The sequence below is a fragment of the Flavobacterium sp. genome, assembly GCF_044341265.1.
GTDB lineage: Bacteria > Bacteroidota > Bacteroidia > Flavobacteriales > Flavobacteriaceae > Flavobacterium.
In genome coordinates, this window is sequence record NZ_JBIISA010000010.1 from 40,325 (window position 1) to 61,327 (window position 21,003).

The 21,003-nt window shown below is 30.0% G+C and carries 19 protein-coding genes; 7 read left to right on the forward strand and 12 right to left on the reverse strand.

What is annotated here, in order from left to right; genetic code table 11:
- Positions 1-166 precede the first annotated feature (166 nt).
- The 6 genes from ACIQ06_RS06890 to ACIQ06_RS06915 all read left to right on the forward strand — a co-directional run bounded on the left by ACIQ06_RS06890 (position 167) and on the right by ACIQ06_RS06915 (position 5,488).
- Positions 167-403: an acyl carrier protein gene (locus ACIQ06_RS06890; protein ID WP_007137004.1), complete on the forward strand. Its 237-nt coding sequence runs from the start codon at positions 167-169 to the stop codon at positions 401-403.
- Between the two features lie 176 nt (positions 404-579).
- Positions 580-1,833, forward strand: coding sequence for a beta-ketoacyl-ACP synthase II (gene fabF, locus ACIQ06_RS06895; RefSeq protein ID WP_396144816.1), 1,254 nt, complete (start codon positions 580-582; stop codon positions 1,831-1,833).
- A 7-nt stretch (positions 1,834-1,840) separates the two neighbouring features.
- Positions 1,841-2,584, forward strand: coding sequence for a ribonuclease III (gene rnc, locus ACIQ06_RS06900; protein WP_396144818.1), 744 nt, complete (start codon positions 1,841-1,843; stop codon positions 2,582-2,584).
- A gap of 114 nt (positions 2,585-2,698) precedes the next feature.
- Positions 2,699-3,187 (forward strand): IPExxxVDY family protein, encoded by a 489-nt coding sequence (locus ACIQ06_RS06905; protein ID WP_344815694.1) that lies wholly within the window; start codon positions 2,699-2,701, stop codon positions 3,185-3,187.
- 3 nt (positions 3,188-3,190) lie between these two features.
- A complete protein-coding gene (pyk, locus tag ACIQ06_RS06910) occupies positions 3,191-4,621 on the forward strand; it encodes a pyruvate kinase (protein WP_396144820.1) in 1,431 nt (476 codons plus the stop codon).
- A gap of 111 nt (positions 4,622-4,732) precedes the next feature.
- On the forward strand, positions 4,733-5,488 hold the full coding sequence (locus tag ACIQ06_RS06915) for a Bax inhibitor-1/YccA family protein (RefSeq protein ID WP_396144822.1): 756 nt from the start codon (positions 4,733-4,735) through the stop codon (positions 5,486-5,488).
- 68 nt (positions 5,489-5,556) lie between these two features.
- Here the strand turns inward: ACIQ06_RS06915 and ACIQ06_RS06920 are convergent, their stop codons facing one another.
- Positions 5,557-6,072, reverse strand: a complete 516-nt coding sequence (locus ACIQ06_RS06920) for a PAS domain-containing protein (protein ID WP_396144824.1) — start codon at positions 6,070-6,072, stop codon at positions 5,557-5,559.
- 83 nt (positions 6,073-6,155) lie between these two features.
- Positions 6,156-7,238 (reverse strand): DNA polymerase IV, encoded by a 1,083-nt coding sequence (gene dinB, locus ACIQ06_RS06925; protein WP_396144826.1) that lies wholly within the window; start codon positions 7,236-7,238, stop codon positions 6,156-6,158.
- A gap of 83 nt (positions 7,239-7,321) precedes the next feature.
- Between dinB and ACIQ06_RS06930 the strand changes: the two genes are divergently transcribed.
- Complete coding sequence (locus ACIQ06_RS06930) at positions 7,322-7,789, forward strand: CYTH domain-containing protein (RefSeq protein ID WP_396144828.1); 468 nt, start codon at positions 7,322-7,324, stop codon at positions 7,787-7,789.
- A gap of 1 nt (position 7,790) precedes the next feature.
- Here ACIQ06_RS06930 and ACIQ06_RS06935 read toward each other — a convergent pair whose 3' ends face one another.
- The 10 genes from ACIQ06_RS06935 to hppD form a co-directional block, all read right to left on the reverse strand.
- Positions 7,791-8,282: a septal ring lytic transglycosylase RlpA family protein gene (locus tag ACIQ06_RS06935; protein WP_396144830.1), complete on the reverse strand. Its 492-nt coding sequence runs from the start codon at positions 8,280-8,282 to the stop codon at positions 7,791-7,793.
- A gap of 103 nt (positions 8,283-8,385) precedes the next feature.
- Entirely contained in the window at positions 8,386-8,817 is a 432-nt protein-coding gene (locus tag ACIQ06_RS06940) for a hypothetical protein (protein WP_345095396.1), read from the reverse strand.
- A gap of 104 nt (positions 8,818-8,921) precedes the next feature.
- Positions 8,922-11,663 (reverse strand): TonB-dependent receptor, encoded by a 2,742-nt coding sequence (locus tag ACIQ06_RS06945; protein WP_396144832.1) that lies wholly within the window; start codon positions 11,661-11,663, stop codon positions 8,922-8,924.
- 218 nt (positions 11,664-11,881) lie between these two features.
- Positions 11,882-13,525 carry a glucose-6-phosphate isomerase gene (gene pgi / locus ACIQ06_RS06950; protein ID WP_396144835.1) on the reverse strand — a complete coding sequence of 548 codons (1,644 nt, stop codon included), beginning with the start codon at positions 13,523-13,525 and terminating at the stop codon, positions 11,882-11,884.
- Positions 13,526-13,648: 123 nt separating this feature from the next.
- Positions 13,649-14,872, reverse strand: coding sequence for a M23 family metallopeptidase (locus ACIQ06_RS06955; protein ID WP_396144837.1), 1,224 nt, complete (start codon positions 14,870-14,872; stop codon positions 13,649-13,651).
- A gap of 15 nt (positions 14,873-14,887) precedes the next feature.
- A complete protein-coding gene (locus ACIQ06_RS06960; protein ID WP_396144839.1) occupies positions 14,888-15,814 on the reverse strand; it encodes a tryptophan 2,3-dioxygenase family protein in 927 nt (308 codons plus the stop codon).
- Positions 15,811-16,587 (reverse strand): DUF3108 domain-containing protein, encoded by a 777-nt coding sequence (locus ACIQ06_RS06965; protein ID WP_396144841.1) that lies wholly within the window; start codon positions 16,585-16,587, stop codon positions 15,811-15,813. Before ACIQ06_RS06965 ends, ACIQ06_RS06960 begins: the two co-directional genes overlap by 4 nt.
- Before the next feature lie 407 nt (positions 16,588-16,994).
- Positions 16,995-18,509 (reverse strand): DUF6770 family protein, encoded by a 1,515-nt coding sequence (locus tag ACIQ06_RS06970; RefSeq protein ID WP_396144843.1) that lies wholly within the window; start codon positions 18,507-18,509, stop codon positions 16,995-16,997.
- Positions 18,506-19,786 carry a M48 family metallopeptidase gene (locus tag ACIQ06_RS06975; RefSeq protein WP_396144847.1) on the reverse strand — a complete coding sequence of 427 codons (1,281 nt, stop codon included), beginning with the start codon at positions 19,784-19,786 and terminating at the stop codon, positions 18,506-18,508. Before ACIQ06_RS06975 ends, ACIQ06_RS06970 begins: the two co-directional genes overlap by 4 nt.
- A gap of 55 nt (positions 19,787-19,841) precedes the next feature.
- Complete coding sequence (hppD, locus tag ACIQ06_RS06980) at positions 19,842-21,002, reverse strand: 4-hydroxyphenylpyruvate dioxygenase (RefSeq protein WP_396144849.1); 1,161 nt, start codon at positions 21,000-21,002, stop codon at positions 19,842-19,844.
- Position 21,003: the final 1 nt, after the last annotated feature.

Here is a 21,003-nt window from a genome sequence, read left to right on the forward strand (position 1 = left end):
ATTTTTATTACGCAAAAAAAAGAATAATAAATGATAATAAATAATATAAATGAGGTCTTTGTAAAATTATTTTATTAATTTCGTATTCACATTTATTAACTAAAAGGTGGATTTAAAATAAAGTTTTTTATTTTTGCCAACAATTTAAATTTTAAAATTAAAGATTATGTCAGACATTGCATCAAGAGTTAAAGCGATTATCGTAGACAAATTAGGCGTTGACGAGAATGAAGTTGTAACAGAAGCAAGCTTCACAAACGATTTAGGAGCTGATTCATTAGACACTGTTGAGCTTATTATGGAGTTCGAAAAAGAATTTGATATCCAAATTCCAGACGACCAAGCAGAAAACATTGCTACTGTAGGTCAAGCTATTTCTTACATCGAAGAAGCAAAAAAATAATAAAATAAAACACCCGTACACTATAAATGTGTGCGGGTTTTTATTATTTTTAAAAAAATTAGACTATTTTTGATTGAATTTCAATCACACTATATTGAAATACCCTTGTCTCTTTAAGTTCAAATTATAAAGAAAACAGGGTATTATTTGTTTAAAATACATTTAAAAAAAATTATATGCAATTAAAGCGTGTTGTTGTAACTGGTCTTGGAGCATTAACTCCTATTGGAAATTCCATCCAAGAATATTGGGATGGTTTAATTAATGGAAAAAGTGGTGCTGCTCCAATAACATATTACGATACTGAAAAGCATAAAACAAAATTTGCTTGCGAAGTAAAAAACTTCAATATTGAAGATTACATGGATCGTAAAGAATCGCGTCGATTAGATAAATTTTCTCACTATGCTATTGCATCAAGTGATGAAGCTATCAAAGATGCTGGAATTACTCATGACAACGTAAACAAACATAGAGTTGGAGTAATTTGGGGTGCAGGAATTGGTGGTTTAGAAACTTTTCAAGAAGAAGTAATGTACTATGCCAAAGGCGATGGAACTCCAAAATTTAATCCATTCTTCATACCAAAAATGATTGCCGATATTGCTCCTGCTCATATTTCTATGAGAAATGGCTATATGGGTCCAAATTATACAACGGTTTCTGCTTGTGCATCATCTGCTAATGCGATGATTGATGCTTTCAATTATATTCGTTTAGGAATGTGTGATGTAATTATCACTGGAGGTTCTGAAGCGGCTGTAACTATTGCAGGAATGGGAGGATTTAATTCAATGCATGCTTTATCTACAAGAAATGAAAGTCCAGAAACGGCTTCGCGTCCATTTGATGCTACTCGTGATGGTTTTGTTCTTGGTGAAGGTTCAGGTGCCATTGTTTTAGAAGAATACGAACATGCAAAAGCGCGTGGTGCAAAAATTTATTGTGAAATTGGCGGTGGCGGAATGTCATCAGATGCTTATCACTTAACTGCTCCACATCCAGAAGGAATTGGTGTAATTGCAGTTATGGAAAATACGTTGCGTGATGCAGGAATGACTCCAGAAATGGTTGATCACATCAATACACACGGAACTTCAACGCCACTTGGTGATGTTGCCGAATTGAAAGCAATTAGTCATGTTTTTGGTGCTCATGCTAAAAACATCAACATTAATTCAACTAAATCAATGACAGGTCATTTACTTGGAGCTGCAGGTGCGATTGAAGCAATTGCCGTTATTTTGGCAATGAAACATAGTATTGTTCCTCCAACTATTAATCATACTGTTGTAGACGAAAATATTGATCCATCGTTGAATTTAACTTTAAACAAACCACAAAATAGAGAAATCAAAGTGGCTATGAGTAATACTTTTGGCTTTGGTGGACACAATGCTTGTGTGTTATTTAAAAAATTAGAAGAATAAAGTTTTCATGCGATTACTTAAAAAAATATTTACCCGAAATTCCCGTCCTTCAGAAGGCGGGAATTTTTTTGTTGCTATCGAAAAAATTGTTGGTTTCAAGCCAGTTAACATAAAATTCTACGAAAAAGCATTTACCCATCGTTCTTCCAATAAATTGGATGCCAATGGAAATCCTTTAAATTATGAACGTTTGGAATTTCTTGGAGATTCCATGTTAAGTTCTGTAATTGCAGCACATTTATACAAAGAAGCTCCGCTTGGTGACGAAGGTTATTTAACAAAAATGCGTTCCAAAATTGTGAGTCGTGAGCATTTGAACGAGCTTGGTCGCGATTTACATCTCATTGATTATGTTGAAAGTAAAGTTCCTTCTTCCCATTTTGGAGAAAACATTCATGGCAATATATTTGAAGCTTTAGTTGGAGCCATTTTTCTTGATAAAGGTTATGCCGATTGTGAAGAATTTATTCAGAAAAGAGTTATTATTCCTTATGTTGATATTGCTCGATTGGAAGGAAAAGTAATAAGCTATAAAAGTTTGGTTATTGAATGGTGTCAAAAAGAGAAAAAGCAATTCAATTTTGATGTTTTTGACGATAATGGAAACGATGGTCAACGTTATTTTGGGGTAAAATTGAGTATTGATGATAAAGTAATTGCTAAATCAAGAGCAACTTCTAAAAAGAAAGCAGAAGAAATTGCTTCGAAACGTGCTTATTTTGCATTTCAAGAAAAAATTAACAAAATTTAATGCAAATTCTCATAAAGCTATAACGTTTTCGTTTATAAAATAACGTTAATCTAATACTTCATTGGTGTTTTGAATTTCTATAAACACTATATTTACAACTTATTTTGGCACAAAATGGGTAATCTTAAACTATCTATTGAGGAATTTGAAGAAGACGATTTTTTTATTATCGCCATTCATACACCATTGGAAGATTATCGATTGGCTTATTTTTTAAATCTGAATCTTGAGATTTTTTTAAGTAAAAATAAAAATGATATTGAATCTCAAGTAAAAGAGGGAAAAACTTCTTTTGCAAGGTTCACATTTGAAGACAAAGAAAAATTCATCAAGTGGGATTTGGTTCAAAATAAAAACGAAATTGAAATCGTTGAAAATAGTAATCAGCAAGATTTGTTTTCCGGATTTAAAAATAAATTTTCTGCATCGGCTTTTTTATTGCCAGAATATAAAAAAGTAGATTATTTTCTTAAAATAGAAAATGCAGAAAAGGAAATAGAAATTGATACAATCGTTTCAAAAATAAATAGTATCGAAAGTGTAAAAATGGTTTATGCTATCGATTCTGAAAATATAAAATCAAAAAATAATTTAATTTTTTAAAAAATGCCAACAAGAAAAAAGACTAAAATTGTAGCCACGTTAGGTCCAGCTTGTAGTTCAAAAGAAGTCATTAGAGACATGGTTGAAGCCGGAGTAAATGTATTTAGAATTAACTTTTCTCATGCCGATTACACTGATGTTAAAGAACGAATCGATATTATTAGAGAATTAAATGCCGAATACGGTTACACAACAGGAATTCTTGCCGATTTGCAAGGTCCAAAACTTCGTGTAGGAGTTATGAGTGAAGATGTTGTTGTAAATCCAGGTGATATTATTACATTTCAAACAGCAGAAGACGTTCCAGGAACAAAAGACAGAGTTTACATGAACTATCTTGAATTTCCAAGAGATGTAAATCCAGGTGAAAAGATTCTTTTGGATGATGGAAAATTAATGTTTGAAGCTTTAGAAACTAATGGAACTACCGAAGTAAAATGTAAAGTTATACAAGGTGGACCATTGAAATCTAAAAAAGGAGTAAATCTTCCTAACACTAAAGTTTCACTTCCGGCACTTACTAAAAAAGATATTAAAGATGCACTTTTTGCTATTGAACAAGATGTGGATTGGATTGCCTTATCGTTTGTAAGAACTCCAGCCGATTTAGAAGAATTGCAAGATTTAATTGCTAAAAATTCTGATCATAAAATTCCAATTATAGCTAAAATTGAAAAGCCAGAAGCGGTTGAAAATATTGATAAAATCGTTGCATTCTGCGATGGTTTAATGGTGGCTCGTGGTGATTTGGGAGTTGAAATTCCAGCACACGAAGTTCCTTTGATTCAAAAGAAATTAATTCATAGAGCCAAAACGGCTCGTATTCCTGTAATTGTGGCAACACAAATGATGGAAACGATGATTACAAGTTTAACTCCAACTAGAGCAGAAGTTAACGACGTTGCTAACTCGGTTATGGATGGTGCAGATGCTGTAATGTTATCAGGTGAAACTTCTGTTGGAAATTATCCAGTACAAGTAATTGAAAAAATGACACAAATCATTGAAGCAGTAGAAGATTCTCCGCTAATTCAAGTACCACTAACGGCACCGCAAGTTAGAACGAAACGTTTTATTACCAAATCTATTTGCTATCATGCAGCGTATATGGCAAATGAAATTAAAGCAAAAGCAATTTCTACTTTAACAAACAGTGGTTATACAGCTTTTCAGATTTCGGCTTGGCGTCCATCGGCTCATATTTTGGTTTATACTTCTAACAGAAGAATTCTAACACAATTGAACTTACTTTGGGGTGTAAATGCATTTTTCTATGATAAGTTTGTAAGTACAGACGACACCGTAGAAGACATTAACCACATTGCTAAAGAAAATGGATATGTTAAAAAAGGTGATATTCTAATCAATCTAGCTGCAATGCCAGTTGTTGAAAAAGGAATGGTAAATACCTTGAGAATTTCTGAGATAGAATAAATCTTATTTTAAAAATAAATCAAAAGGATTATTGAAATAGTTAAATATTTTGATAATCCTTTTTACATTTCAAAAGAAAAAGTATATTTGAACAACTAAATTAAATTAATTATGGAATCAAAAAACCCGTTTTTTAAGACAAAAACATTCTCTAATACTTCTGCGGCGAATGATAACGTAAGCGTTATAGATTACAACGAAACAATGACGGTTTCAGGAACAATTAATAAAAGTTTTATTTTATTAATGTTATTAGTTGCCACAGCTTTTATCACATGGAATTTAGCTTTCAATGGTTATAATCCTATTGTTTTAACTATTGGTGGCGCTATTGTTGGTTTGATTTTAGTATTAATTTCATCTTTTAAACCACATCTTTCCACTTATTTAGCACCAGCTTATGCTTTATTTGAAGGATTATTTATTGGAGGAATTTCTGCTTTTTTTGAAGCAAGTTACCCAGGTTTAGTAATACAAGCCGTTGGTGGAACATTTGTTACATTTTTAGTTTGTTTTGCATTATACAAATACAACATTGTAAAAGTTAATGAAAAATTCAAATCGATAGTAATTGCTGCTACGTTGGCTATTGCTGTTTACTATTTAGTATCTTGGTTATTATCAATGTTTACTAGTTTTCAACCTGTTCATTATGGAAATTCTATGATGAGTATTGGAATCAGTGTTTTTGTAATTATAATTGCAGCTTTAAACCTATTTTTAGATTTTGATCAAATAGAAAAAGGCGCACAAGAAAAAATGCCAAAATATATGGAATGGTATGGCGCTATGGGATTAATGGTAACTTTAGTTTGGTTATATATTGAATTCTTGAGATTATTATCAAAATTATCTAGTAGAGATTAATCTATATTTTATCTATAAAAAAAGCGTTCAAGATTTTTGAACGCTTTTTTTATGTTTATTTTTATTATCTAAGCTGCTATCTTTTCAAAAGCTATGAAATTGATTAGTTTGCCGTTAGTGTCAAAAACAGGAAAACCTTTGATGTGACATTTGTACAAAGCTCCGTCTTTGCAATAGTTTAAAATAACCTTTTCAAAAGGTTTCTTCGCTTTAACTGCTTCGCTAATTTCTTTAGATATTTTCTCGTTTGTAAGTTTGCCTTGAAACATTTTTGGTGAATTTCCAATCACTTCATTTGGAGTGTAACCATTCATCTCCACCATATTATTAGAAGCAAAAACTATTGACAATTGCGCATCAGTAACTACAATCACAGTATCGCTTGTTAGCTCTTCTTTGTAATCCCAAGTGGTGTTCCATTTGTTATCTTTTACAATTCTATTTAACAAATTGGCATCAGAAAGCGTAAGTCTAAATTTGTCAAAACTTTTAGAATAGAAATCCCAACAAGTTAGCGGAAAGCTATTTAAAGACAGACTATTATAGTGTTTTGCGATGGCGTTTTCGTAATTTGAAAGTTTCATTTTTTAATCAATTTGAGGCAAATCTAAAATGATTTTTTAAAAACAAACACTTTCCTTCAAAGATTAACTTTTGTTGAACGATTTTAAAACTCAAATCGCAACTGAACTACAACTGTTTTCTTTATTTCTGTGTTCAAATTATTCAGTGAGATTCCGAGTAATCGAACCGAATCTTTCATTCGTTCTTGATAAAGCAATTCTTTAGCCGTTTCAAATAGCAAACCTTTATCTGAAATAAAATAAGGTAACGTTTTACTTCTTGTTTGCGTGGTAAAATCGCTGTATTTAATCTTCAATGTGACTGTTTTACCAGAAATGTTATATTTCTTTAATCGTTTCTCTAATTCGGCCGCGATGCGTTCTAAACGTTCTTGCATGAAGATTTCTGAAGTCAGATTTTCATTAAATGTGTGTTCAGCAGCAACTGACTTTGAAACTCTATTCGGTTTGACTTCGCTATTATGAATTCCTCGAACGATATTATAATAAAACCCACCACTTTTTCCGAAATGTTGTTCTAAATATTCTTTGGTTTTGGATTTCAAATCTTTACCGGTGAAAATTCCGTGATGGTACATTTTTTCGGTAGTTACTTTTCCGATTCCGTAGAACTTTTTGATGTCTAATTTTTCTAAAAAATCTTCAACTTCATCAGGATTTACCGTTTTTTGTCCGTTGGGTTTGTTGTAATCACTTGCAATTTTGGCAACAAATTTATTTACAGAAATTCCTGCCGAAGCTGTTAATCCAACTTCTTGAAAAATTCGTTTTCTAATTTCTTGAGCAATTAAAGTGGCACTTGGATTTCCTTTTTTATTTTGAGTAACATCCAAATAGGCTTCGTCTAAAGAAAGTGGTTCTACCAAATCAGTGTAATCGTGAAAAATCTTTCTTATTTTATTGGAAATCTCTTTATATCGGTCAAATCTTGGTCGGACAAAAATCAATTCAGGACAATTTCTCTTGGCTTGAATGCCGCTCATGGCACTTCTTACACCAAATTTTCGTGCTTCATAACTTGCTGCAGAAACGACACCTCTAACTTCACTTCCGCCAACAGCTAGTGGTTTACCTTTTAATTCAGGATTATCCATTTGTTCAACAGAAGCATAAAAAGCGTCCATATCGACGTGAATTATTTTTCGATATTTAATTTCCTCTGACATACTACAAATTTAGATGTTTTTATTTCAGATTTTAGAAATCGAAACCTTATAGTTTTGTATTTTTATAGAAAATTTTACTTCACATGATTGAAATAGAACGTAAATATTTAGTTACTTCTTTAGATTTTTTAAACGAATATTCTTCAAAAAACGAAATCGCTCAAGGGTATTTAAGTTCAAACCCAGAACGTACTGTAAGAATCAGAATAAAAGGAAATAAGGGCTTTATTACCATTAAGGGAATTGGAAGTGAAAGTGGTGTTTCTCGTTTTGAATGGGAAAAAGAAATAGCTGCTGAAGAAGCAAAATCACTTTTAAAATTGTGCGAAAAAGGTGTAATTGAAAAAACCCGATATGAGGTAAAATCAGGAAAACACATCATAGAAATTGATGTATTTCATGGAGAAAACGACGGATTAATTTTAGCTGAAATTGAATTAGAAAACGAAAACGAAACAATTTTAAAACCCAAATGGCTAGGAACTGAAGTGACCAATGACGAAAGATATTATAACTCTTATTTAAGCCAAAATCCTTTTAAAAATTGGTAGATTATTTTTGAAGTATTTCAATTGTTACAATAACCGATCCTGATCTTTTGTTGTTTACAATACTCATAAAAGCTCTTTTAGATAAATCAATTTCTCTTCCTCTTACAAATGGTCCTCTGTCGGTTACTTCAACTATTACAGATTTCCCATTCAACTCATTAGTTACTTTTAATAAGGTTCCGAAAGGAAGTTTTTTGTGAGCTGCTGTTAGTTTTGTACTATCGTATTTTTTCCCACTTGCCGTTTTTCTGCCATTAAATTTATCAGCATAGTAAGACGCATGAGCTTTCTTTTTATAAGGTTTAAATTTACCTTTATATACAATTGTAGTATCAACCTCAATAGTTTCAGATACAATATTATCTTTTTTTATCGAATCTGTTTTCTGCTTTTTAATATCTCTTAAATTTCCGTTTTGAGCTTTAAAAGATAAACTTGAAAAGAACATTAGGAAACATAAAAAAAATAAAAGTATTGGTGTGCTTTTTTTCATAATAGTAAAACTTTAAACCAAAAATAATACCAAATTACCAATTTGTAAGTAGTAGTAATTTGACATTGCTAAAAAAAGTCCTTTTCAGGACTTACTTTTTATTTTATAACCATAATTTCCAAGGAATTCTTATTAGAATTAAAACCAAACCTAAACCATAAAATAAAGTTATGGATTTGAATTTAGATTCATTTGTAGCTCCTTTTTTGTGTTTTGACCATCCAATAGTAATTAAAGTAATTGCAATAATATTGGTTAATGGATGTTCTAACATCGTTAATCTTAATTCTGGAATTTTCATTGCTCCTTCAGTAGAAAATGCTTTCATTCCAACTTCAGAAATAAAATACAAAATTAAGCCAACTACCAATTGTATATGAGTTGCTATCAATGCAAAGAGTGCAATTTTTCGGTCTTTAGCAGTAAACTCTTTTTTAGAAGTCATTCCAATAACTGAATTAACAACTGCAAGTACTAATAATAAAAGTGCTAAATATGCCCAACCAGAATGAAATTTTTGAATGAAATTATACATGAAAATTTATTTTTTGTTTTAACAAATATAGAAAAAAAAGAATAAAAAAACGGCACTCTTGATTAAGAATGCCGTTTTTTAATATTAATTTTAAACTTGTTTAACTAGAAGTTGTAACGTAAAGAAACATTCCAAGTTCTACCAAAACCAAAGTATCCTTGATTTGCATCAGCAACACCTTTATATAATCTTCCTTTAGATTCGTAAGTAGAAAAGTCTGTTGTACTTGTAGGGCTAATTCTATCAGTTGCCTTAACATTGCTACTTAATTCAGATAAGTATATTTCATCAAAAATATTATTAACGTTCACTCTGAAAACAACAGAATCCTTTTTATTGCTACCTACTAACATTTTATAAGAAATTCCTGCGTCAACTAAGTCATAAGAAGGTAACAATAAATTTTCTTTAACCGCACCAACATTAGAATATAAATCGTCATAATTTCTCCAATCTGCATCGATAGAAAATCTTGTGAAAATTTCATATTTAGCTCCTAATCCCCATGTAGTTTGAGCTGCATCACCAACTTTTCCACCGTCAACATCAACTAAAGTTTCTAATAATAAATTTTGGTTGTCATCAGTTTGTCTAGTTGTTGATTTACCATTATACTCCCAATTTCCAATAGAAGCAAAACCTCTTAAATCAAGTTTATCAACTGGTTTGTATGTAAAGTCTAATTCAACTCCTGTGTGTAATTGTTTAACACCTTGGTTTGAAGTATAAACTAATTCACCAAAAGGTAAAAATGTTGTTCCAATTGTTTGACCTGCAGGAGCTGTAATTGTTCTTGATGAAGAAACAACTCTATCTTCCCATGAAGTTCTATATGCATTTACGCTAACATTTAATCTTTTTGATTTGTAGTTATAACCTGCTTCAAGACCAAGAATTTTTTCATTTGAAGTTAATGGATTTACTTCATTTGTAAAGTTCAAATAAATGTTATCATGGTATGGTTGACGGTTATAGTATCCTGCATTAACATAAACAGAGTGATTTGAACCAATTTTATAACTTCCACCCGCTTTAACATTGTAACCCATGTTGTTTACTTTGTCTGAATCTTTAAATTCTGGTAAATAATCATATCTATCAAATCTTTGGTGAGATTGATTAGAAATAGATCCTTGGAAGAAAGCAGATAAATTATTTTTAGTATATTCTAATTGTCCGAAAATACCACCGTAAGAAATAGTTTCACTGTAATCGTAATCAATTCTTTGAGATTCTCCGATATTATTTACTGAAGCAGTCCATGGTTCAGCTGGATAGTATTCAGTTACTGTATTGAAAACTACATTAGTTGTTGGTTGATCGTTATCTCCTCTTAATGGTCTTGATTCTCTCCATCCTTTTAATCCTAAATAATCTGCAACTTGTCTGTAGTGAGTTCCGTTGTAAGTTCTTAAATCTAAACCTAAATTTAAAGATAAATTTTCGTTTATTTTTGTTTTTAAATTAGAAACTACTCCATACCAATTATGATTATTCATAGAAGCTCTTATAACGTAATTTGATGAAGAGTTTGGGTCTCCTAATCCATCAGCATCAATACTATTGTTATTGTATATAGTATTAAAATCTATATAAGTAGATTGATTTGCTCCAGTATATGGATTAAGTTGCGTTATACTTTTTTTACCTCTACCATAGTTTCCAGTTCCACCACCTCTACCCCAAGATGCGTAAACAACTGTTGATAGATCCATTTTATCAGAAATTTTATAATCCCAGTTGAAGTTAGCTACTGGTTTGTGGTAAAAATTAGTTCTTTCTGAAACATATTGACCATTTAAATAACCATAGTTGTTATTATATTTTCTTCCGAATCCTAAATAATCTGAAATTCTTTTAGAGAAGTTTTGGTCATGAGCTTGAGGCGCACCAGTAATCAAAAAGTTAAAGTTATGCTTGTCGTTTGCTTTGTAACCAACGGAGATGAAATAGTTTTGTCCTTCACCTCTCGTTCCGTCATTATATCCATCACCTTGCCAATGAGACAACATAAAACTTGCACCCCAACCTTTTTTGCTGATTCCGGTATTATAAGCAAGTGTAGTTTTTAAATAATCATCATTTGCAATTCCAACTGAAGAAAATCCACCTTCTTTCAAATCAGTAGCTTTAGTAATAAAATTTACTGTTCCACCTACTGAAGATATTGCTAATTTAGAAGAACCTAAACCTCTTTGTATTTGAATTGCATTAGCAATATCAGCCATTCCAGACCAATTTGACCAATACATTTTTCCGTCTTCCATTCCATTAATTGGCTGACCATTTAATAAAAATGCTGTATTATCTTGTTGAAAACCACGAACACTAATTCTTGAATCACCAAAACCACCTGCTTGACCAGCAACATATACTGAAGGAGTGTTTACCATCATTTGGGTAATGTCCATTGTACCAACTTTTGCCTGAATTTCAGATGCTTTTATTGTAGAAACTGCAATAGGTGTATTTCTATCTTTAGCTAAATCTATAATCCCTTTTCCAATAAGAACTACTTCTTCCAATTGACTTGCATCAGAAGCTAATTTTATTGATCCTAAATCAACAGTTTCTCCATTTTTAACTGTGAAATTAACTGTTTGTGTTTTGTAACCGATGTAAGAAATAACTACTTGCCCAGATGAAGCAGTAGTATTTAATGTAAATTTACCATCAATGTCTGTTGAAGCTCCTGTTGAAGAACCTTTAACTACCACATTTACACCAGGTAATCCTGAATTTAATTCACTGTCTAATATTGTTCCTTTAATTTTTCCTTGAGAAAACATTACTGTTGCCATCAAAAGAAACATTACTGAAAATAAATTAGTTGTAACTTTTTTCATGTTGTTTTGGTTTTTAAATTATTGGTGCAAAATTGTAACTTTATTACTTTACATATGTTAAGCTAATGTTAACAAAGTGTTTTTTATTGCGTTTTTCTTAGCCAATTTTATTTTTGGTCAAAAAAATTATGAAAAAAATAATTTTTTATGATTATAAATAAAAAAACCTCAATATTTTTACATATTAAGGTTTAAATTGAGATTCTTGTTGTTTTATTTTACTTATCATCAAGGAAATATTTGAGTAAAAAAGAAGTTGAATTATCGTGATTGTTAACTTTTTTAGAATTTATTTCCTCTAAAATTGAATTAGCCAACTGCTTTCCAAGTTCAACTCCCCATTGATCATAACTAAAAATATTCCAAATAACTCCTTGAACAAATATTTTGTGTTCGTATAATGCTATTAATGAACCTAATGATTCTGGTGTTAATTTTTGAATTAAAATAGTATTGGTAGGTTTATTACCCAAAAAAACTTTGAATGGCAAAAGAAATTCAGCTTTTTCATCTGAAACTCCTTGTTTATCAAATTCAGCTTTTACTTGTTCTGGTGTTTTTCCATTTAACAAAGCTTCGGTTTGAGCAAAGAAATTAGACATCAACTTGTCATGATGATCATTATCACCATATAAAGATTTAACATAACCAATAAAATCAGTTGGAATTAATTTTGTTCCTTGGTGAATTAATTGAAAAAAGGCGTGTTGTGAGTTGGTTCCTGGTTCACCCCAAATAATAGTGCCGGTTTGATAATTTACTGGTTTACCATCTCTCCCAATACTTTTACCATTACTTTCCATAATCCCTTGTTGCAGGTATGGAGCTAGTTTTTGTAAATATTGTGTATATGGAATTAATGCTTCGCTTTCAGCGCCAAAAAAGTTATTGTACCAAATACTAAGTAGAGCCAAAACTACTGGGATATTTTTATCAAAAGATTCGTTTCTGAAATGGTTATCCATTTTATTAGCTCCTTTTAATAAACTATCAAAATTATCAAATCCAACTGCAAGAGAAATGGATAATCCTACTGCGCTCCATAGTGAAAAACGTCCGCCAACCCAATCCCACATTGGAAAAATGTTGTTAGAATCAATTCCAAATTCTGTTACTTTTTGGATATTTGTTGAAACTGCTACGAAGTGTTTAGCAACATCTTCTTGCTTAGCCGATTTTAAAAACCAAGATCTAATCGTTTCTGAATTGGTTAATGTTTCTTGTGTTGTAAAAGTTTTAGAAACAATTACAAAAAGTGTTGTTTCTGGATTTAATTTTTTAATTATCTCATTTACGTGATCACCATCTACATTAGAAACAAAATGCACATTTAAATGATTTTTATAATATTGTAAAGCTTCTACAACCATTGCTGGTCCTAAATCTGAGCCACCTATTCCTATATTTACAATATCTGTAAATGGTTTTCCTGTATACCCTTTTCTCTCTCCAGTAACAATTTGATTAGTAAAGTTTTTGATTTTATTTTTTACTTCAAAAACTTCTGGGATAACATTTTTTCCATCAACAAGAATCACCTCATTTTCTGGAGCTCTCAATGCTGTGTGCAAAACAGCTCTATTTTCTGTTTGATTAATTAAATCACCTGCAAAATATTTTGAAATAGCATCCTTTAGATTAACATCATCAGCTAAGTTCAATAACAAATCTATTGTTTCTTGATTGATGTTGTTTTTTGAATAATCAACAAGAAAATCATTCCATTGAATGTGAAATTTTTCAGCTCTTTTCTCATCATTTTGAAACATCTCTTTTATGGAATTATTTTCCATTTTAGAAAAATGTTTTTCAAGTTGTTTCCAAGAGTTTGTATGAGTAGGATTAATGTTTAGTAAAGACATAATAATTAATTTTGAGATACAAAATTAAATAAAACATTATAGATAAAGTTATATGAAAATAAATTTGTTCACATAAAGAGCTATGCAAACGTTGTAGTTGATAAAAAGAGTTTGTTAAAAAATTTATTTATTAAACTTTATTTCTGCAACACTATCCAAAGCTCTCTTGAGTGGTCTTATTTGTTCTTTGAATCTTGGAAGATTTCTACTTTCCATTGGTTGTGAATTTGGAAGTTTTAGTTTCAATGCATCCACTTGAACACCATTTTTCCAGAAACGATAACATACGTGAGGTCCAGATGCCAAGCCTGTGCTACCAACTTTACCTATTACTTCTCCTTGTTTTACTCGTTGTCCTCTTCTTACAAGAATTCTTGACATGTGTAAATATTGAGTTGCATAAATTTTGTCGTGTTTTACTTTTACAAAATTACCATTACCAGCAGTATATCCTGCTTGTTCTACAACTCCAGCAGCTGTTGTCATAATTGGCGTTCCTGTTGGTGCAGCATAATCGGTTCCTTTATGAGGTTTCCATTTTAACTGAACAGGATGGAATCTGTTTTTAGAAAACTTTGAAGTAATGTGAACGAATTTTAATGGTGCTTTTAGGAAAAAGTTCTTTAAGGCTTTTCCTTGATCATTATAATAATCAACTTTTCCGCCTCTTTCTTGAATAAATGGAAAGGCATAAATTTTCTCTCCTTTATATTCAAAAAATGCTGCTCTTAAACTATCTACACCATCATAAATAGTGTCATTTATATATCTTTCTGTAAAACTTAGAGCAAATTTATCTCCTTTTTTAGATTTGAAAAAGTCAATAGACCACGCAAAAACTTTGGTAAGTTTTCCAGATAATGTTGGGTCAATTTTTAAATCTCTTAAAGTTTTTGTGAGTGGTCCTGTCAATTCTCCTGCGACAGTTCTTACTTTAAAAGTTAAAGGTCTAGATTTTTTAAACCCAACAACAGAATCTGTCAAATCAACTAAATAATAATCTATTCTATTGGGTTGATAAATTAAATATTGAAGTTTGTTATATTTATCTTTTGAGCGTAAACATACATAAGGTCTTTTGTATCCTACTGTAGTTGGAAATGAATCTTTGACAATTTTTAAAATTTCGGAAGCTTTTTTTCCGTTAAGATTTTGCTTTTTTAAAATTTTCTCAAAAGTATCTTGTCTATCAATGGTGTCGAAATGAACATTAAATTGATCAAAATGAAATCCGTAATCAACTATTGGTTTATAGGGTTCACTATCTTCAATAACAAATTCTTCTTGTGTATTTTTACAAGAATATAATGAAAATAAAATAATTAAAAATAACGCTATTTTTCTCAATATGAGTCTTTTATTTTAACAATCTTCTCCCCAATTTTTCAATTCACTTTCACTCCAAAGTTCTGGGAAGAAAATTCTTCTTTGGTATTTTGGATGCATGTATTTTTTCCAATCACTACCTCCAGTTGCTTCTCCTGAACCATGCCCACTTTCAATATATTTTTTGGCCGCATTCAAATGTCCCATTACCCAAGTAATGTTTACAGTTTTGTCATAATGACGCATAGCTGCAACCAAATCTGGGTTTCTTTGATCATTTTCTGGTAACTCTTTGAATTTTTGCCAAATATTTATCGTGTTATATTCTTCCATATAACGCAGAAACTCGTCTTTATATTTTCGTTCAAATTCTAGAATTAAATATGACTTTTCACCTGTATGATAATCTTTTCCAGCAGCTTGCCAATATAAGTGTTCAAATGCATGAGAATATGGTGTGTTTCTATCAATTGTTGCTCTAAAACGATAATCTATTAAATTAATTAAATCGGTTGAGGAAAATTCAATTAATCTATATTGAGCTGATTGAAAACCACTTGCCGGTGTTAAAGTGTTTCTGAATTTCATGTATTGTTCAATTTCCATTCCATCTCCCATAATGTCAAATGAAGTCGTTAACATATCGAAATATCTGCTTATTCTAGTAAGTCTTTCGGCAAAAAATTTTGTTTCAAGTTTTTCGCAATGACAAACTTGTCTTATTTCCCAAAGAATCATTTTGAACAATAACTCATTGACTTGATGATACATAATAAAAACCATTTCGTCTGGCAAAATGGTTCTTTGAGTTTGTAGATTTAATAAAGCATCTGTTTGAATATAATCCCAATAAGTAATTGGTTTTGACCAAAGTAAACCTTCTAGATGGGTATCTGTTTTTTGATTTATTGCATCAAATTTTTTTTCTAATTCCTCAATTAAATGAGTTGTTTCTGTGTTCATTTTTTTACTTTTATTGTAAATGGATTTGCTAATCCTTTAAAAGATTCTAAATCCGCTTTAAGAGAACCAACAGCTAGACTGGCTTTAATTCTTAAAGGAAGTTTATTGTCATCATCTGATATCCAAACAGTTAAACTTTCTTGTTCTTTAAAAACTCTTCCTGATTGAACCAATGGTCTAAATATCATACAAGGAACCACTCCAAATTTAGTATCTAAATCCTCTCTGCCTATGAATTTTAACTTAAATTTTGTTGTTTCATCGTCAAAAAACATGTCGATTGCTATAGATTCACCCACTTTTAACTTATCAACATTTGGATGATTTCTAAGATAATAAAAGGTAGATACTATATCTTGAACATTTTCTGGAGTAGTAAATGTTTTGTTAGTATCGTTTTTATAATCTTTTACTAAGATAGTATTTTTATCTTGATTAAAAAAGCCTTCTTGGTTTTTTGTATAACCTCCCTCATCAATTTTTCTTACATAATGGTAGGGTTTTCCTGTAACTTTATCAAAATAAGACTCATAGTTATCGTCTACTTTAAAAAACCATTTTGACATACCTGTTGTATATCCACGACCAATTGCATGAAAAACTTTCTTGTTATTTTTTGTAGCTTCTTTTACTTCAAGTGTAGCGTAACCTGCAGTCACTAATCCATAATGAATTCTAAATTTAAACCATTCTCCTACATCAAATGCTGATGGCCTTTGAGAATCAAAACTCACAGTTAAAAAAAGAAGTGCAAGTATAATTATCTTTTTCATTTTAAAATACTTTTTAATTGATTTTATAACTGTAATACAATTTCTGTTCCAAATGTATTAAAACAAAAAAACTCCGTCAAATATTGACGGAGTTTTTATGCTATTAACCAACCAAAAAACTATAAATTATGAAAAACTTATATAAAACTAGTAAGGAAACCACTCCTTTTCGTTTTGTGAGTACAAAGATAAGACTGTTTTTGAATTATTCTCAATGAAAAACAAACTTTAACATTTATTTGACAAAAACAACACTACTATAACGTTGTAATTTGATGATTGTTTAATAATTTTTAACTTTTATAGAGTTCCTCTTAAAGCTTGTTCTCTTTCTATTGACTCAAAAAGAGCTTTGAAGTTACCTGCTCCAAATCCTGTTGTGGTATTCATTGGATTAATATATGAATTTATAAATTAACTTTTTCTAATCTAATTTGAGAAGATTTGTTTTTAGAATCAAAAAACTCAATTAACATCATGAATCCTTTTTTAGCTGGAAAAGCTAATATTGTGCTAATATCTGTTTTTAAATTTATCTGTTTTTTAACAAACTCTTCATTGCTGTATGACACAATACCAAATTTTGTGTTTTGATTTCTATTTTTTGATTTTTTTTCATTATCACTAAAATAAAATAAAAATTCATTATCATCTAAATCTTGAAAATCCATGTAATCAAATGCACCAAACTCCTTAATCATTCTTGAATGAGCTGCGGTTCCGGGAAACTTATTCCTGAATTTTTCAGCTGTTAAAACTTTATTGAAAGTGAATTTAGTTGAAATCTCTATAAAGTAAATATTATTTGTCGTTACTGGACTTCCTTTAAAAGCCTCACAAACTGCAATTATTTTTTCATCACTTAATTGGATAAGTTCATGAACAAAAATAAACCCTTCTTTTTTAATCTCACCATATTTATTTATTTCTATTTTAGAGGATAAGTCTGTCCATGGTAAAAACTTTTCTTCTAATTTCTTTCCTGTTTTTAAATTTAATTTGATTTTAAAGAGCCCAAAATTTTCTTCATCATTAATAAATCCAAAATCTGATTTCTTAGAGTAATTCCCTAACAATACTAACTCTTCATTTTGAATATAGGAATCAACAACTTTGTGAGAGTATTTATCTTGATTTGAGAATAAAAACTCAAAATTTAATTTGCCAGAAACAACATCAAAGGCTATTATTGAATTATAAGGTTTGTAATACCCGCCTTTAGTGTAATGGTTTGAAAACACAATATAATCCTTGGAAGACTTTAAAAAATCAAGTTTTTTAAAGCCATAATCGTTTTTTGAAATTTCATAAATTGTTTTCCATTTTTCATTTAAACCATCATCTAAACAAACTAAATATTTTTCTTTACCTGTTTGGTCTTTCTCCTCTTTTACAGCTAATAATCCAACTTCGTCTACAGCAATTATTTTATCAGTTTGGTTTACGTTAAAGTTCTTAAGTTTTCTATCAAAATCAGGCTTTACTTCCGTTTTTCCATTTCTAAAAATGAATATGTCACTCATTTTATTATTCTTCAAGTCAAGTGTTCTATATCTTCTGAAGAATTGTTCTCCTTCAAAATCATCATTTAATTCAATTAGTAATTTGTTATTAAACAACGTAACATCAACTGTAATTTTCTTAGAACTCATTAACAATGAATTAAACCTCATCTCTTCAATATAACCATTTGTGACTTTAGTTAAATTTTCATCCAAAACAACATATTCTAATACATATGTTTCTTTTTGAATCTTATCAGATTCGAAAAGAAGGAAATACCCTTTTATATTGTTTTTATTGTCTTTTATTATTTCAGAATCATAAAATAAGCCTGAAGACAACTTGTTTAACTCAACCACCTGAGCTTTTATTGATTGAATACAAATTAAAAAACACAATATTGTTTTTATTACTCTCATTTAAATTTTTGAATTATTATTTCTAAATCCGTATTTTTAAAATTACTTATCATACTAATGAATCTATTTAAACTTGAAGAATTATAAACATAGTCAACTTGTGGAATGTGTTTTGATAATGTTAATTCTTTTTTTGCGTTTTGTATCGCAATCAAATTTAAAAAAATTAAATCCTTATAAAATAAACTTTTGTCCATTTTATATCTTTTTAGAGATTCATACAAACAAATTCCAAAATCACCTTTTAAATACAAATTATATAAGTTTTGATAATAAGTGTGTTTTTTTAAATTATTAAATTCATCTGATTTAATTTCTTTTAGGGTTTGATCTTTAAGAATTTTTTGAATATTTTTTATTCTTGCTAAACAATCAGGATGTGTTTTTAATGAATCTATTTGATAAACTGGTTTGTAATCATATCTATTAAATAATGATTTTTCAACTTCAAAATATTTATTTTTAATCTTATAAGATTCCGTTTCAAATAAAGTCTTATAATCCTGAATAGATAAAGAATCTATCTCTTTATTTGAATCATTTAGTTTCCTTAATATGCTTATTGGACTTTTAAAATCTCTATTTGTATATGAATAATAATAACATCCCAGAGAGTCTGCTTCAATTTCTTTTTTTCTCCTTTGAGAATAATTTGTATAATTTAATTTATGTAAAAATGTTGCAGCTGCTTTTGAACGATTATATTTTAAACTCTTTATTTCTTTAGTTTTATTAACAATTTCCTCTGAATTATTTAAGTTGACGAATTTCTCGACTTCTTTTTTTACATGCTGGAGTTCTTGATGACTTATTTCATGACATAGAACAAAAACTAATTCGTCCTCACTATCTAAAATAGTAAACAACCCATAATTAACTACTATAGTTCCATCACCAGTATTGTAAGCATTAATTTCAGAATCATTAGAGATTAATATTCTGTATTCTTTTTTATTAATATTATTTTTATCTAAAATCTCAAATAATAATTTTTGGATGTAATTATTTATCCTTTTATCTGAGATAAAGTTCCCTTTTTTGATTTTTTGTAAAAACTCCTTCTGATGCTCTAAATAAATAATTTTAGAATTTTTTTTAGATTGATCTTTTAAATTATCCTCTAAAGTTGAGTTAAAAAAATTATATTTTTCTGTGTAAAAATTTAGCAACTCATCCTTAAAAATAGTTGAATTTATGGTATCCAACAACATAGCTTTATCTTGTGCATAGCTATTGAATAAAAAAATGAATAAAAAAAGAATTTTAAAAAATTTCATAAAAATCCATTTAAAAACAATAGTTTTTCTGTTTGAACAAATATTGTTTAAACTTTTATAGGGTTCCTCTCAAAGCTTGTTCTCTTTCTATTGACTCAAAAAGAGCTTTGAAGTTACCTGCTCCAAATCCGGTTGCACCCATTCTTTGAATGATTTCGAAAAATAAGGTTGGTCTGTCTTCAACTGGTTTGGTAAATATTTGTAAAAGATAACCATCTTCATCCGCATCAACTAAAATCGAAAGTCTTTGCAATTCTTTGATATCTTCTTTCATCATGTCTCTATGAACACCCAATCGATTTGGAATATCGTCATAATATGCTTGTGGAGGTGGAGGTAGAAATTCTACTCCTCGAGCTTTTAATCCAGCAACCGTTTTTATAATATCATCCGTTGCCACTGCTAGATGCTGAACACCAGAATCTTCATAAAAGTCCAAATATTCTTCAATTTGTGATTTTTTGTTTCCTTTTGCCGGCTCGTTTATTGGAAATTTAATTCTTCCATTACCATTACTCATTACTTTGCTCATTAAAGCTGAATATTCGGTGTGGATTTGAGTATCATCAAAAGATAAGAAATTTTCAAATCCCATAACATCTTCATACCATTTTACCCATTGGTTCATTTGATTCCATCCCACATTTCCAACCATATGGTCAATATATTTTAGTCCAAGTGGTTCTGGATTATATTCAGATTTCCATTCTACGAAACCTGGTAAAAATGCACCATTATAGTTTTTTCTTTCTACAAATATGTGAACCGTTTCTCCATAAGTGTAAATTCCTGAACGAACCACTTCTCCATGTTCGTCTTTTTCAACAGTTGGTTCCATGAAAGAAACAGCACCACGTTTTGTTGTTTCTTCCCAAGCTGATTTTGCGTCTTCAACCCAAAGTGCAATTACTTTTACTCCATCACCATGCTTGCGCAAATGATCATTAATTGGTGAGCTACTGTTTAATGGAGTTGTTAGAACCAAACGAATTTTGTCTTGTTTCAAAACGTAACTAACAGAATCCTTAGAACCTGTTTCCAATCCTCGGTAAGCGTGCGATTGAAATCCGAAGGCTGTTTTGTAATAATGTGCTGATTGTTTTGCGTTTCCAACGTAAAATTCAACATAATCTGTTCCTAAAAGTGGAAGAAAATCTTGTGCTCCACTGAATATTTTTTCTAGTCCGTATTCTACGGATTTTACTTCTTTACTCATT